The sequence below is a fragment of the Borrelia sp. RT5S genome (assembly GCF_021165755.1).
In the GTDB taxonomy this organism is placed as follows: Bacteria; Spirochaetota; Spirochaetia; order Borreliales; family Borreliaceae; genus Borrelia.
Genome location: NZ_CP088941.1, coordinates 16,348 through 30,076 on the forward strand (window position 1 = coordinate 16,348; position 13,729 = coordinate 30,076).

Annotated in this window: 17 protein-coding genes; all 17 read left to right on the top strand. The window is 39.4% G+C overall.

Going from position 1 to position 13,729, the window contains the following annotated elements:
• The first annotated feature begins 181 nt into the window (after positions 1-181).
• Complete coding sequence (locus LSO06_RS05190; RefSeq protein ID WP_231761044.1) at positions 182-1,222, top strand: anti-CBASS protein Acb1 family protein; 1,041 nt, start codon at positions 182-184, stop codon at positions 1,220-1,222.
• 13 nt (positions 1,223-1,235) lie between these two features.
• Entirely contained in the window at positions 1,236-1,409 is a 174-nt protein-coding gene (locus LSO06_RS05195) for a hypothetical protein (RefSeq protein WP_231761045.1), read from the top strand.
• Positions 1,400-2,005: a terminase gene (locus LSO06_RS05200; protein WP_231761046.1), complete on the top strand. Its 606-nt coding sequence runs from the start codon at positions 1,400-1,402 to the stop codon at positions 2,003-2,005. Before LSO06_RS05195 ends, LSO06_RS05200 begins: the two co-directional genes overlap by 10 nt.
• Positions 1,998-2,519: a structural cement protein Gp24 gene (locus LSO06_RS05205; RefSeq protein ID WP_231761047.1), complete on the top strand. Its 522-nt coding sequence runs from the start codon at positions 1,998-2,000 to the stop codon at positions 2,517-2,519. Before LSO06_RS05200 ends, LSO06_RS05205 begins: the two co-directional genes overlap by 8 nt.
• Positions 2,520-2,558: 39 nt before the next feature.
• The gene (locus LSO06_RS05210; protein WP_231761048.1) at positions 2,559-3,389 is read left to right on the top strand and encodes a hypothetical protein; all 831 of its coding nucleotides are present in this window, start codon (positions 2,559-2,561) and stop codon (positions 3,387-3,389) included.
• A 17-nt stretch (positions 3,390-3,406) separates the two neighbouring features.
• On the top strand, positions 3,407-3,775 hold the full coding sequence (locus LSO06_RS05215; protein WP_231761049.1) for a hypothetical protein: 369 nt from the start codon (positions 3,407-3,409) through the stop codon (positions 3,773-3,775).
• Between the two features lie 54 nt (positions 3,776-3,829).
• Positions 3,830-4,222: a hypothetical protein gene (locus tag LSO06_RS05220; RefSeq protein ID WP_231761050.1), complete on the top strand. Its 393-nt coding sequence runs from the start codon at positions 3,830-3,832 to the stop codon at positions 4,220-4,222.
• A complete protein-coding gene (locus LSO06_RS05225) occupies positions 4,219-4,647 on the top strand; it encodes a hypothetical protein (protein WP_231761051.1) in 429 nt (142 codons plus the stop codon). Before LSO06_RS05220 ends, LSO06_RS05225 begins: the two co-directional genes overlap by 4 nt.
• 363 nt (positions 4,648-5,010) lie before the next feature.
• The gene (locus tag LSO06_RS05230; RefSeq protein ID WP_231761052.1) at positions 5,011-5,838 is read left to right on the top strand and encodes a hypothetical protein; all 828 of its coding nucleotides are present in this window, start codon (positions 5,011-5,013) and stop codon (positions 5,836-5,838) included.
• Between the two features lie 25 nt (positions 5,839-5,863).
• Positions 5,864-6,694: a hypothetical protein gene (locus LSO06_RS05235; RefSeq protein WP_231761053.1), complete on the top strand. Its 831-nt coding sequence runs from the start codon at positions 5,864-5,866 to the stop codon at positions 6,692-6,694.
• Positions 6,695-6,772: 78 nt separating this feature from the next.
• Positions 6,773-7,261 carry a hypothetical protein gene (locus LSO06_RS05240; protein WP_231761054.1) on the top strand — a complete coding sequence of 163 codons (489 nt, stop codon included), beginning with the start codon at positions 6,773-6,775 and terminating at the stop codon, positions 7,259-7,261.
• Positions 7,258-7,497, top strand: a complete 240-nt coding sequence (locus LSO06_RS05245; protein ID WP_231761055.1) for a hypothetical protein — start codon at positions 7,258-7,260, stop codon at positions 7,495-7,497. The genes LSO06_RS05240 and LSO06_RS05245 overlap by 4 nt, the downstream gene beginning before the upstream one ends.
• Complete coding sequence (locus tag LSO06_RS05250; RefSeq protein WP_231761056.1) at positions 7,490-7,771, top strand: hypothetical protein; 282 nt, start codon at positions 7,490-7,492, stop codon at positions 7,769-7,771. Before LSO06_RS05245 ends, LSO06_RS05250 begins: the two co-directional genes overlap by 8 nt.
• Positions 7,768-10,878 carry a tape measure protein gene (locus LSO06_RS05255; protein WP_231761057.1) on the top strand — a complete coding sequence of 1,037 codons (3,111 nt, stop codon included), beginning with the start codon at positions 7,768-7,770 and terminating at the stop codon, positions 10,876-10,878. The genes LSO06_RS05250 and LSO06_RS05255 overlap by 4 nt, the downstream gene beginning before the upstream one ends.
• 211 nt (positions 10,879-11,089) lie before the next feature.
• Positions 11,090-11,839 (top strand): DNA adenine methylase, encoded by a 750-nt coding sequence (locus LSO06_RS05260; RefSeq protein WP_231761058.1) that lies wholly within the window; start codon positions 11,090-11,092, stop codon positions 11,837-11,839.
• A gap of 306 nt (positions 11,840-12,145) precedes the next feature.
• On the top strand, positions 12,146-12,949 hold the full coding sequence (locus LSO06_RS05265) for a ParA family protein (RefSeq protein ID WP_231761059.1): 804 nt from the start codon (positions 12,146-12,148) through the stop codon (positions 12,947-12,949).
• 28 nt (positions 12,950-12,977) lie between these two features.
• On the top strand, positions 12,978-13,604 hold the full coding sequence (locus LSO06_RS05270) for a chromosome replication/partitioning protein (RefSeq protein WP_231761060.1): 627 nt from the start codon (positions 12,978-12,980) through the stop codon (positions 13,602-13,604).
• Positions 13,605-13,729 lie beyond the last annotated feature (125 nt).

The window sequence follows — 13,729 nt, forward strand, 5'->3', positions numbered from 1 at the left end:
CTAAAAGAAGTTAATCGTAGTAAAGCATGTCTTTTTAATACAAGTCTAGGGGTTTGTAAACAAGGAAATAGAAGGCGTAAGTGTATATGCTAGAAGAGATTAGAAAAATGATCATAAATCTAGTCAGCACCATTTCCTTACCAAAAGGCATTAAAAGACAAGCAAAGGTAGGAGGCATTAAGTGCTTAAGTTTAGTTTTCTAAATAAGAGAAGAAAAGATACAAGAGGCCCCGCACTGCTGCCCGTAAGTGAGGCAGCCTCACCATGCGATGCTTCAAGGCTATTTGAGCAAATAGCTGAGATTTATGCAGGCTTTGCCTCATCAAGAGACATTTATCACGACAAGGGCGACGGGCTTGATATCCTATTTAACAAAAACTTTAGAATGATCATCAAACGCATGGTGTACTCAGCAATTCTTACAGGAGAAAGCTCATTTCATATAGTAATAGCAGACTCAGAGGACGCCACAACACCCCTAAGGCGTGAATTTCCAGTGCTCACACATAACTTTGGTGAGGTGTGGAGCACCTCTGAGGCAAAACATGACAATATACACCCAACACGTATCGTTAAGATGAGCTCATCATTCCTAAACTTTACAGCACTTCGCAAGAGCAGTAGCATAATGAACACACTACTTATTGAAACTGTGGGCTTCCTAAAAGTTAATAACTTCACTTTCCTTAAATCAGCTACCCTGCCATCAGTTAAAGACATGACTGCTGCTGACCTTGCTGAGGTTAAACGCAATGTAGATGGTGTGCTTGATGATAATCATAAGATGATGATCCTTGGTAGAGAAGACGATATCTCAAACATAACACGTTCCGTAAGTCCACTACGTGACGCATTCGAGATCATAGTATCAGATGTAACACTTCACTCAGGCATTCCTAAAGAGATACTCTATCCAGTATCCCCTTCAGGTGAGGGCAGCGTTGGCAATTACGACATATTCTATCTTAATATCGAACAGATCTCAAGACTAATGGTGGCTCCCTTCATTAATACCGTGCTTGCTAAGTTTCAACTAAAATCCAATTGGAGCTTTAAGGCTGTAAAGCCCGTGAGTCAGAAGGAACAAGCTGATATTGATGAGAAGCACGCCCGCACGCTAGCTACTTATCTTGAACTTATGCAAAAAGCTGCCGAGTTGGGTCGAGATGACTTAAAGGAGCAGGTTGAGGCTCAGTTTAGAGCTTACCTGAATAATGAATAGTGGAGGAGGCTTTATGCAAAGTAGTGGACACATTGAAGTGCATAAAACACGGAGTCCAGAATTTGGACACATTGAAGTGCATAAAACACGGAGTCCAGAATTTGGACACATTGAAGTGCAGGTTAAAGAGAGTGAACTTGAAAAGTTTAAATATTTGCAACATGCAAAGGAGGTAATATGCAAATAGAAGATGAGCTAGATGCAGTTTCTATGGAATTAGGAGCTGTTGAACCAGAGGGTGGTAACAATACAGAGGCAGCGGTAGTAGTGCAGCAAAGTAACAAGCCCAGCCGCGACAACGCTGCTCAAAGAGATAGCGTTACGATATCTCAAGATGAGTACAAGAGACTCAAGGATGCATATCGAAAGCTACCCGATATGATGCCACGAGAGGAGATTGATCGTAGGGTTGAGATTGAAAGGAATTCACTAACCAAGGCAAGACTGCAAGCAGAAGCTGATGCATTTAAAGACTCACAAAAGCTATCAGAGCTTGAGAAGAAATGCCAAGAGTACTACATCCCATCAACAGTAAAGGATGCAACTAGTGTTAAGGAAGCCAAACTTGCCTTCCTTGAGGCTATGAAACGCAAGTATAGCGTATCTAAGTTTAAAGTTGATGAGGCAGGTGATCTTGACTCACAGATTGACAATATATGTCTTGTGGTTCAAGAGAATACAGCCTACAAACAAATGGTTAACACCCAAAATAGGGAGGTAGGCAAGATTATTAATAATACTAAAGCCCAAAGGTACAAGGAAAGGAGGTTAGCACATGCCTGATTTTGATTTTACATCGATTGAGAAGAGATTTGTAATAGGCTCTGATCACAAGAGTGGTACCAACCAAACCGAGACGGCCGTGGTTGACGTTAATTCAGACATAATACAAGCCGGCATGCCTGTGCTTGCTACTGGTAAGTCAAGCCCCATGGGAGACATTCTAGTTAAGGCACCCTCATCAGCTGGTAATGGAGGCTGCAGTGTTCGGGGGTTTGCATTAAGGAAAGTAGATATTAAAGCTTATGAGAATCCAGACTATTTCCCCGGAGAAATGATTCCGATTAGGAGGTTTGGTGAGATTGTAGTCAAGCTTGACAACGCGTGGCCTGACCCTAAGATTGGTGACCTTGTCTTCTTAAAATGTGACAAACTGGTAAAGGATGGTAATGGTGGCGAGGGAGTTGTGCAGGTTGGTAGAGTCAAGGACACGGACCCTCGTGATAAGAATATCGTTCTACTCGATATTAATATTGGTCCTGAATATGACAAAGACGGTAAACTTAAGTTTGCTTAAAACTTATTAGAAAAAAGGATTTAAAAAAGGAGAGCTAATATGAGTCGAAGTATTTTCACAGAAGCAAGCGGCGCCTACAGTGGTGACATACTGCAGCTTGCAAAAGACGGTCTTGAGGAGTTAGTTCCATACAAGATAATAAACAGAAGTGACCTCAGGCAAGGATATTACGTTGCAAGGAAGGCAGTACTTGAGCACAACGTTACTGCAAGTTTTGGTGATTATAATAATGAGATTGGTAGGAGTAGCGTTTCGTTTCAAGAGGTAGCCTACAAGATGCACGTATTTGATACAGTGCAGCGCATTGCCTTAAAAGACCTCATGTATGGGTCCGTATCAGAAGATGAGGTTAAGTCTAATCTTGAACTTGGTCTTATGAAAGATGCATACCATTCAATTATCTTTGGCAAGCCACACATTAAAATGGAAGGCATCGCCACACTTACAGGCCGGAGCACGATAAAAGTACCCTCTGTTACTAGTGGGTACACACTGCACGACAGCGTTGTGCTTGCAAAGCGTGAATCGGAGAAACATAAGGAAAAGCTAGACGGGGTTTATCACCTACTGCTGCCACACAGCTTCTCACATCTACTAGCTGATCTATATAGTGAACCACAATACATTAAGATTAAAAAATCACTAGAGGACGACCACAATATCATAACTTCAGTTTTCAAAGGCCTTAAGCATCCAGTGCTTTACGAGCCCAATCCAGAGGTCATGTTTGTTCCTATGATACCTGAAATATTCTTCAGAAGATTCTCAGCTCCCGATGGGGACTACATTCACGCTTCAATGGAATCAGCTGGTGTTATCCACTTCGAGCCTGCAGAAGTTGTTGAGATCGAGATTAGTAGAGGACCATAAACTAGTAGAGGATTAGAATGGAAATACAAGGCATTACTCTAGATGATTGGCTTGGGATGTGGATTGTAAACACTCAAATTGACTACCTTAAAGCCTATTGCATTAATGAGGGTGTGGTAGAAATACCAGTGCACCTTAAAGGTGAGCTTACAGAATCACTGCGTTATGCAGCAGCCATATTGGATTTATACAGCATCACAAGTAGCGTTGCTTACAAGAACTGGCTATTAATACTACTAGATGTCGTCTATTCAGAGGTGTTTCATCCAAGGTGCAGCAAGGCTGCACAAGATAGGTGTAGACTCAGGCAGGTGCTTTCTCAACTTGACTTCCTATTCCAAAGAGTTGACACAAGACCCTATCTAGACATTGGGTACTTTTGTTAAAGGCGGCAGTAATGAAAATGGACACTAAGATCAGATTGACAACAGGTGGGTTTAATGGACACTAAGATTAATTTTAATATTAAAAAGACAATCCTTGAGACAGTAAAAGGGTTTATTGGAATTAAAGTAGAGAAGAATCTAGACGTACTACTGCCACAAATACCAGCACGCCTTAAGGAGGTAGCTAGTATTAGTGCACAAGAGACTCCATTAGGATTTAATATCGAGGTTAAAATAGCAAGCCCACTAGCCGGTAAGCTTGATACTGGAGAGGCATACAAGACACCACCAAGTCTGGCTGCAATTAGAGCGTGGGCTTCTTATAAGGGATTAGCTTCGGCTGCTGTTCCCATTTGGCTTGCTATTAAAAAGAGTGGAGCCAAGACGCGTTATACAGGCTGGATTAGAAGAGATTTGATCCTGCGGGCAAGGGACCTACTTAAATGAAGACGCGGTTTATCCAGAATTACATCCTAACACTAAAGCGTGAGCTTGCTGCATTTTTGGCTTGTTGTAAATTTCCTACAACTAAGGTTTACTACAAATCTGAGCTTTATGCATGCAGCACATTAAAGATGCCTGTCGTGGTCTTCACACTCTCAAGTAAAGGTGAGGTCGTGCTTAAATGCAAAGAGTACTCACTAGTAGTAGCTCTAGATTTTACCATAATAACTGAATGCAGCAGCGAACCGACACAAGGACTCACACTCGCTTTACTTATAACAAAGTTCTTAACTCTAAATTACTCACTAGCTGAGTTTAATATTAATGACTCATCTGTTGTTGGGGATGAACAGATTCAAATGGTAACAACTCTTAGGTGCTCGCTTGCAACTAGAGTCAATAGTAGTGATTTGGATGTTTCGTGTTAAAAGGAGTAATAAAATGACAGAGTAAAAAAATATACCCTCAGGAGCAGTGCTTGTAGCTGTTAATACCGATAAGTTTAAGTGCTGCTTTAAGGGTAAGTGAATTTAAAAACGTGAATCATAAAAAGGAAGAAACTAAGGATTTAGTTGTAAAGGACTTGTCACTTAAAATCACGAAGCCGTGACCAGTGTAGTTTAGTAGAAGTACAGATTCCAGCATTCAAGTCCAGCACAAGACTTATTAAACCAATAGATCTTAAATGTCAGGTAACACTTTCTAAACCACACGTATCCCTTTCTTATGATTTGCATCAAAAACGCCTGTTTTTGATAGATTCAAGTTCAGCAAGCAAAGGAGGATAGAGAATGGCGGAGCAAAAATTAAAAATACCCTCAGGAGCAGTGCTTGTAGCTGTTAACACTGACAAATTTAAGTGGTGCTTTAAGGGTAGTGAGGTTAAAAACAATGGTGAGGTTAATGGAAGTGATCCTAAGGACTTAGTTGTAAAAGACTTATCACTCTCAATAAGCAAGCCCTCAAAATGGAAATCAATTAAAGAATGTGTGTTTAGAGTTAAGAAATTAGGTGAAGGTTCAAAGCTAACCTCAAGCTATGCTCTTAAGGAAGGTGGTGTTCTTTATTATGAACAAAAGTCACTCTTTGAAGGCCTTAAGGAGGCGTTAGGTAATGAGGATGAGATTGAAGTACTGCTCATGCGTACATATTGTCTTGGCTACTCATACAACATCAACTCAGTAAAGGCAACTGAAACCCTTAAGACTACATGTGGATCCATATCAGCAATAGGAAAGCAGCCTGAGCACACGGTTGAATTCTCAGGGTATTCTGTAAAAGAAACTATAGAGAACAAAGAAGAGCTCCTTGAAACCTACATAGAGCGTTCACACTTCCCAACCATGGACATTATAAAGAATGGTGAGAATGGCAAGTACAAGATAGGTAAGCTTAAGAGGCCTGTAAATTATGAATTTATAGTGCTTCTAGTAAATCAGATACAAAGCCGTGACCAACGCACCAAGTTTAGTGTAGCAGAAGGACAGATTGCAACATTCAATCCTGCACAAGACTTATCAAACCAAAAAATAGACCTTAAATGCCAAGTAACACTTTCTAAACCACTCGTATCACTTTCCTATGACTACATAGAAGGCGCTGTGTTTTTTGAGATTTAGTTCAGCAAGCAAAGGAGGATAGAGAATGGCAGAGCAAAAATTAAAAATACCCTCAGGAGCAGTGCTTGTAGCTGTTAACATTGACAAATTTAAGTGGTGCTTTAAGGGAAGTGATATTAAAAATGGGAATGGTAAAGAGGAAGAACCTAAGGATTTAGTTGTAAAAGACTTATCACTTAAAACCACACAGCCCAAGAGCTGGGCTTCAATTAAAGAATGTGTGTTTAGAGTTAAGAAATTAGGTGAAGGATCAAGCTTAACCTCAAGCTATTCTCTTAAGGAAGGGGGTGTGTTTTACTACGAGCAGTCATTCCTTGAAGACCTTAAGAAGGCGTTAGGTAGTAAGGATGAGATTGAAGTACTGCTCATGAGAACATATTGCCTTGGCTACTCATACAACATCAACTCAGTAAAGGCAACTGAAACCCTTAAGACTACATGTGGATCCATATCAGCAATAGGAAAGCAACCGGAGCACACGGTTGAATTCTCAGGGTATTCCGTTAAGGAAACCGCTGAGAACAAAGAGGAGCTCCTTGAAACCTACATAGAGCGTTCACACTTCCCAACCATGGATATTACAAAGAAGAATGAAAATGGTAAGAATGGTGAGTATGAGATAGGCAAGCTTAAGAAGCCTGTAAATTATGAGTTTATAGTGCTTCTAGTAAACCAGATACAAAGCATTGACCAGCGTACCAAGTTTAGTGTAGCAGAAGGACAGATTGCAACATTCAATCCAGCACAAGATTTATCAAACCAAAAAATAGACCTTAAATGCCAAGTAACACTTTCTAAACCACTCGTATCACTTTCCTATGACTACATAGAAGGGGCTGTGTTTTTTGAGATTTAGTTCAGCAAGCAAAGGAGCAAGGAGGTCTTGGATAAAAAGAACAATTAACCAATCAAAAGTTAAAAAAGGAGGCACTAGATGCTAATTAATGTTAATTTAACAGGTAGGGTACAAATTCCCTACATCCCATCATACATAAGAAATGGTAAGGATCTTGATTTAAATTCAGAAGAAAGTGATGCATATATCGTTCTTGAGAATGTTGATTATGGGTTTATGGAAAAGCTTAAGGCTCGTCAAATACAAATATTACAAGATATTAAGAAAAGCGATGGCTCGGAGTATGATCCTGCGGGTGTAGCAAAATCAACTGCAGCTCAGATGCAATATGTACGTCAAGTATGGAACGAGCACGTAGCAGGCTTTGTTGGTCTTTTTGATCAGACAGGCAAGCTTGTTACTAAAGAAATGGTTGAGTGTGATGCGATCCTACTAGATGACATGCTGTACAGCATATCGCTGGAGCTTGGCAACTTATCCTCAACACTAAGGGCAGAGCGCTGCTTAAAAAAGTCGAGCTTGCAATCCAATACCTCGCCAAACGTGACCACTACAGCGAAGTCTTGAGGTATGCAGACAAAATTAATTCAGAGTTTATATCACAAATGAAGAGTGAGCTTGATTGGATTAGAGAAAATGAGGCTGCCATCTCATATTTGATTAACATAGCATTAGTGTCAAGAAACACTGGTAGTCTACCTGAAGCAGGTGGTCTTTTTAATCAAAATTATTGGTTCGTTCTAGTTCTAAATGAGCTGGGTCTTTATATTGAAAGACAAAAAGGTGAGGACTTAAGTGAGTAGGTGGTGGGTCTTCTCAGAGTTTTTAAATAGAATATTAATACTTTCAAATACGAACTTAGTGTTTTTAAATAGAAACTCAATGTCTTCATTTTCAAATAGAAGCCCAGTATTTTCAAATAGAACTCAAATATTTTCAAATAGAATTCAAATATTTTCAAATAGAATTCAAATATTTTCAAATAGAATTCAAATATTTTCAAATAGAATTCAAATATTTTCAAATACGATTCAACATCAACATCAAAGCCAAGAGAAAAAGAGAGTGAGTAGATGACACTAGAAGACATAATAATCCCTTTATCAATAGCAACACAGAATGAAGAAAAACTAGACGCTATGGCTGCAGCTTTGCAAGAAATGGCAAGCCAGCAGTTTGACAATATTGCCGAACTTGAGCGTAACCTTGGTGGGGTTGGTAAAGCAGCCGGATCAGTCAAGGCTGCCCAAGACGCTATGATTAAGCAAGCTAAACAGACAGCCGATGCACAGAAGAAAGTAGCTGATAGCGTTGCTGGCATTGGTAAGAAGACCGCAGGCGTTAAATCACTTGGTGCTTCATTTAAAAGCATGGGAAAAAACCTAGTTGATGTTAGGGGCTTTGCTAATAAGGTAGGTGAGTCACTTGAGCAGGTTGTAGCAAGCATGGGGCCGCTCGCTTTAGCTTTAAAGGTGCTTCAAGGCATTGGAGATGCGATTGCTGGTGGGTTTAGTGCCTCACTTGCCGCTGTTGATTCTTTTAACAAAGAGGTTGAAACATTCTCAGGCATGCTTGGAAGTGAGGACCTTGGCAAGGCATTAGCTGAGGACATGCGGGCTTTCGGGCAGGAGACGCTCTTTTCTCAAGAGGCAATAAATAATGCAGCACAAACACTGCTCTCATATGGAGCTACTGCAGATGAGACTCGCGCACGCATGAGCATGTTTGCAGACGTGGCTGGAGGGAGCAGTGCTGGCTTGGAAAAACTTGCTGAGGTTTATGCTAAAACTGAGTCTAGCAACCGCATTGCTCTAGAGGACCTCGAGTCGCTACGTGACATGGGTCTTGATATTACAGACGTGCTTGCAGAGGAGGCGGGTGTTAGTGGTGAGGCATTGTTTAAGATGGCTAGTGAGGGTAAGCTTGGCTTTAACGATCTAAGTGGTGCCTTGCAAAAGGCCACAGGTGAGGGTGGTAAGTTTTACAAAAACACGGCTCGTGAGGCCCGTACACTAGCACAGTCACAAGAACAGACTGCTAAGATGAGTGAGAAGCTGTTCTTAGAAATCGGGCAGGCACTAGAGCCCATGATGATGGGCTTTGAGAAGGTCAAGCAGTTCTTAATTGTGGGTGTCTTGACTCCCATTACTAAAATAACAGGTGCTGTTATCTCGCTTTATGCTAAGCTTATGGAAATTGCAGGCTATATTGCAGGTAAGTACGTGGAGGCCTTCAAGTGGGCTTTCGGCCCCATCCTCTCGCTTTTTAGTAAGGCAGGTGAGCTTGCTGGTAAGCTTTGGGGGGCAGTCTCTCAATTCTTAGGGCTTGCTAAGCAGCAAGAGGCAGAAGAGAAAAAACCAGAACCTGAACGCACGAAGAAATACGATCCAACGGCCATTACTGATTATGATAAGCAAATGACTGCTGATTATGAGGAGCTTCAGAAGAAAATATTTAAGATGAAGCGTGACATAGAGCTTAAACCCTACGAGGAGCAGCTTAAGGCTACTCGTCAAGTCGAGGCTTTCATTAACGCACGCAATAAGGAATTCCTTGCCAAATACAGTTCAAGCTTTGATAACTTAAATGAAGCAAATCAGAAGACGCTGGCTGGGGTTGAGAAGACCGTTGGTGATTTTGCCAGAGCCAATCACGATTTTGTTAATGCTCATAAGGACTTAAAAGCTGATTTAGCTACCAAAGAGCGTGAAATCTTAACACTTCCCTATAGGGAACAAGAGAAGGCAACCCGTAAGCTTGCTCTTGAAGCTCACGCGCGCAATAAGGAATTCCTTGCAAAATATGGTTCAAACTTTGCAAAACTTAATGAACAAAGCAGGCAGGTCGTTACTGCAATGCAACGTGAGGTTAATGAGTTTGAAAAGAGCGCGCTTGATAGGTCCTTTGCTGATTCATACAAGGCTTTGCAAGACAAGATTAGAGACATTAAATACAACCTTGCCTTACTACCTGAGGATGCCCATGGGAGGGCTGCTGTTGCTATGCAACAAGAGATAGCTGTAATGTATCGCCAGTTTAGCGAAGCTCACAAGAGTGAGTTTGAGCATCTTAATGACACTAATAAGAATGCCTTACTTAGTGCTGCCGAGCAGGCTCGCAAGGCTAGCCAAGATTGGTTTTCGTCCATAATGGCATTACTTAATGGACTAGCAAACTCCGTAAGTAAGGTTTTAACTCAAGATTTAGGTAAGGCCTTTGCGCAAAATACCGCTCGGGGTACAGACGCCTTTATCGCATCTACAGTGCAGGCTTCAAAAGATATCGTATCAAACCTTGGTGTGTGGGGTCAGCTGGCCGTTGCCATTTTTGATTTTACAGTGGGTATCTTTAAGGGAATAGAAGCAAAGGCTATTGCTGAGATTGAAAAGAGACGTGATGAGGAATTAGATCGGCTTGCTAAACAAAGTGAAGTCGAGCTCATGCGTATAGAAGACGCTTTTACTCGTGAGATTAACATGAGAAAGGAAAAGCTTTCAAAGCTTGATGAGCAGTACAGTAAGGAAATTGAGTTTTTAAAGCAAGCACAAAGTAAAGGACAAATATCAGGAGAGGAGTTTCAAAAGCGTTTAGCTAGTGTGCAGCAGGAGTACCAGACCAAGCGGGCTGCACAGCAGGAGGGCATCGCTACACAGGAGACACAGAAGAAAATTGAAGAGGAACGCAGCCGTAAGCTTACGAAACTTGAAGAAGAGAGGATTAAAGCTCAAGCAGAAGTGGATAAGATTAATGCCTCATGGTGGTATTGGAGTAAGCAAACAGACATAGATAATGCTACTGCCATACTAGATGAGATACTAAAACGCATCGCAAAACTTAAGGCCGCTGGTAGCCTAGAGGAGATTAAACTTGCTCAACGAGGTGCTGCGTTTAAAACTAACAGCCCCACTTACATGCCCAATGCTGGCGGCCTTCTAACAAGTGAGTTTGGTCAGAGTGAGTTTGTAAAGGTAACTCCAGCTCCAATTGATGAGAATTTAAGAAAAAATGAGGCTCGCATTATTGCTGAAGAGATCGTAAGGCTACAAAAGGCAGAAGGAGCTAAGGGTCAAGGAACAGTTGTGATTAATAACTATAACTTCAATGGGGACGTCCTTGATGCTGAGAAGCTTGTTCGTATGCTTAAAGCTAAGGAGCATTCACTTGGCTTTAGAATGTCAGACTAAAAGTAGCATAATACTTGACTTTTTTACATAAATAGTATATAATACATATAGTTTAAGTAACATAATTTATTATGCTTACTTAAACTACTCATAGAAGAGGGTTGTACTTCGGTACTGCCCTCTTCTTTACTTTAAGGGGTGCTTCATGTAGGTGAATTAAGATAAATTAAAATAAATTAAAAAAGTAAGTTTAAAAAGAGGATATTTAATAATGAAATTACTAAATAGAGAAGGAAGTAAATATAGGTATAAGGAGCGCATAATAGAATTGTTTCCAAAGCATTCCGCATATATTGAAGGGTTCTTAGGTACAGGAGCCATATTTTTAAACAAGCCACTAGCTCAATTTAATATACTAAATGACCACTCAAGGTTTATATACAAGTTTTTCTACATATTAAGAAGAGATCCAGACTATCTATACAACAGTGTAAAGAATGCATTAATATATAAAGATATAATGGATGAGAATCAAGACAAGATAGGGTATCAGATCCTAAGCTTGCTTTATTCACTCTTTGGGCAGGTTAGTAATACCATGGTAGTAAGCAGACACAATGGTAAGAAGATATTTCTAGAACGATTTAACAAATACAAGGACCTCGTACTAGCTAAGCTTGAGCATGCAATAATAACTAATCAAGATATATTTAGATTCCTACGAATGATAAATAAAAGAGTCAAGACTACAAAGTCATCTTTTATGTATCTAGATCCCCCGTACAGCATGTCAAAAGGAGGGCTTGTTGATAATAAGGATTGGAGTATTGATAAACTTGAAAGATTAATACTAGAGCTTAAACGGTATCCTTGGTTGTTTGCAATAAGTGAATACGATGATCCTGTTGTATTGCAATTATTTGAAAAACATGGCCTTAATGTTCACACAGTAGCTAAATCTAGTGGCCTCGCTGCTACTTTTGGGCAAATCAAACATGAAATACTTGCAACATCATACTAAACAAGGCTTTTTAAGAAAACGAGGATGCATTTAACTGATAAAAAGTGAGTATGGGGTGGTTAAGTAATTAAATTATTTCTATCCAGAGCCACACCTTATACCCTAAATCTATACTCATGAAGACTAAAGTTGAATCTCTATATATCTCGCCCAATCATATCACTAAAGTCAGGTTAAAAATAACTTGAAAATAAAAAGCAGTATTTAGATAATGCTGCTTGATATCTTTAAATTGTTCAAGTATTATCAAACATAGGGGTGTATGTTTGGTTTTTATGAAGCTTAGAGATAGAAGAGGACAGGAAATTGGCTGACAGGAGAACGAGCCCTAGAGTTATATCAGTAGCAAGTATTAAGGGTGGTGTTGGCAAGAGCACTACTTGTTTGATACTTGCTAAGCTGCTATCACAGGAGCATAAGGTTTTGCTTATCGATATGGATCCTCAGTCTTCTATTACTAGTTATTATGGTAATTTATTAGATGAACAAGGGGCGTGTATTTCAGAGTTTAATATACACCAAGTTCTTAAGGGAGAGCGGTTTATAGGGCATGCGGTTATAAATGTGGAACGAAATCTTGACATAATAGCAGGGTATTATACCTTGAAAAGGTTTTTATACGATGTTATGGAGAGATATCGCTGTGATTTATTTATTAAAATTAGTGATACAAATTTTTACTTAAAAGATGCAATACGGCACCTAAGCAAAAAGTACGATTATATTTTAATTGATACCACACCGGCAACTGGTCCTATTTTATCGAATGCACTTGTTGTTAGTAATTATGTAATCACACCAGTTGTTTGTCAGGTGTGGACATATGAAAGCATAGAACTCATTTATGAAGAAGTTAGAAATGAATTAAAATTGGACATACCTATGTATACACTAGCAACTATGTACCGGAATAGAAGCACGCATTTTAATATTAATAGGAAGCTTCAAGAGAGAGATGACTTTTTAGGAACTGTAAAAGAACGCGAAAGTTTGAATAAAAAATTCCATTTAGGAGATGCCATTGATATGAAAAGTGATTATGTAGATGAATATCGAAAAATTTTGAACAATTTTATGTTAAAGAGTGGAGAACAGGCTCTAAAAGTTTAGAGTTGTATTAGTAAACAAGGATCATTTTATGAAGGAAATAGAAGTCAAATTTAGAGCAAGAACTGACAAACAAGCATTAAAGGATATGCGTAATGATTTAGATATGAGATTTAAAACTCTTATGAGTAAGCTTGCAGTATTGGTAATACGAGATGTTGAGAATAGAATAGAAATAGCTAAAACATTGTTTGAAATACACGATGAAAAATTATATATAGCGGGTGGGTTTGCAGATTTTAAGGCGTTTGTTCAAGCTAGTAGAATATCAAAGTCAAATGTTTATAACTATATTAAAATTGGGAAGGCGCTTAAAGAAGGATATATAACGGAACAGGATATTAAAGAGCAGGGATTTCACGGCAGGAATCTTTTATTAGCAAGTGGTGATGATTTAAAAGTAGAAGGAGAGCGAGAAATAAAAAAGGGAGCAGCATTAAGAATATCGATGCCTTCAGAAGATACGTATATGTATTTTAAGTCAAATACTAAATTTGCTTCTTTTATATTAGATACGCTTTGTAGGGAAAAAAGGGCCTTATTAGATGAGTTGCTTCTCAGATATAATCAAGGGGATATGGTTGATGAAAAAATGAAGGCAGTGGATATCATTGAAACAGAGCCTGAAGAGAATATAGAGGAAATAAGCACTCGTTAATAAAATATAATATTTATAAGGCAGTAGTGGCATGAAATACACTGCGCTAATTATTAAGTTGGATAATTGAATTAGTATTTTGTATTAAAAATAAATGACTCCCTTTTGTAAAGCAGCTTGAAGAG

Excerpts from the sequence above, each read along its gene's own strand:
- LSO06_RS05195 (WP_231761045.1), top strand. The coding sequence starts at position 1,236 with ATGCAAAGTAGTGGACACATTGAAGTGCATAAAACACGGAGTCCAGAA.
- LSO06_RS05200 (WP_231761046.1), top strand. The coding sequence starts at position 1,400 with ATGCAAATAGAAGATGAGCTAGATGCAGTTTCTATGGAATTAGGAGCT.
- LSO06_RS05205 (WP_231761047.1), top strand. The coding sequence starts at position 1,998 with ATGCCTGATTTTGATTTTACATCGATTGAGAAGAGATTTGTAATAGGC.
- LSO06_RS05210 (WP_231761048.1), top strand. The coding sequence starts at position 2,559 with ATGAGTCGAAGTATTTTCACAGAAGCAAGCGGCGCCTACAGTGGTGAC.
- LSO06_RS05215 (WP_231761049.1), top strand. The coding sequence starts at position 3,407 with ATGGAAATACAAGGCATTACTCTAGATGATTGGCTTGGGATGTGGATT.
- LSO06_RS05220 (WP_231761050.1), top strand. The coding sequence starts at position 3,830 with ATGGACACTAAGATTAATTTTAATATTAAAAAGACAATCCTTGAGACA.
- LSO06_RS05225 (WP_231761051.1), top strand. The coding sequence starts at position 4,219 with ATGAAGACGCGGTTTATCCAGAATTACATCCTAACACTAAAGCGTGAG.
- LSO06_RS05230 (WP_231761052.1), top strand. The coding sequence starts at position 5,011 with ATGGCGGAGCAAAAATTAAAAATACCCTCAGGAGCAGTGCTTGTAGCT.
- LSO06_RS05235 (WP_231761053.1), top strand. The coding sequence starts at position 5,864 with ATGGCAGAGCAAAAATTAAAAATACCCTCAGGAGCAGTGCTTGTAGCT.
- LSO06_RS05240 (WP_231761054.1), top strand. The coding sequence starts at position 6,773 with ATGCTAATTAATGTTAATTTAACAGGTAGGGTACAAATTCCCTACATC.
- LSO06_RS05255 (WP_231761057.1), top strand. The coding sequence starts at position 7,768 with ATGACACTAGAAGACATAATAATCCCTTTATCAATAGCAACACAGAAT.
- LSO06_RS05260 (WP_231761058.1), top strand. The coding sequence starts at position 11,090 with ATGAAATTACTAAATAGAGAAGGAAGTAAATATAGGTATAAGGAGCGC.
- LSO06_RS05270 (WP_231761060.1), top strand. The coding sequence starts at position 12,978 with ATGAAGGAAATAGAAGTCAAATTTAGAGCAAGAACTGACAAACAAGCA.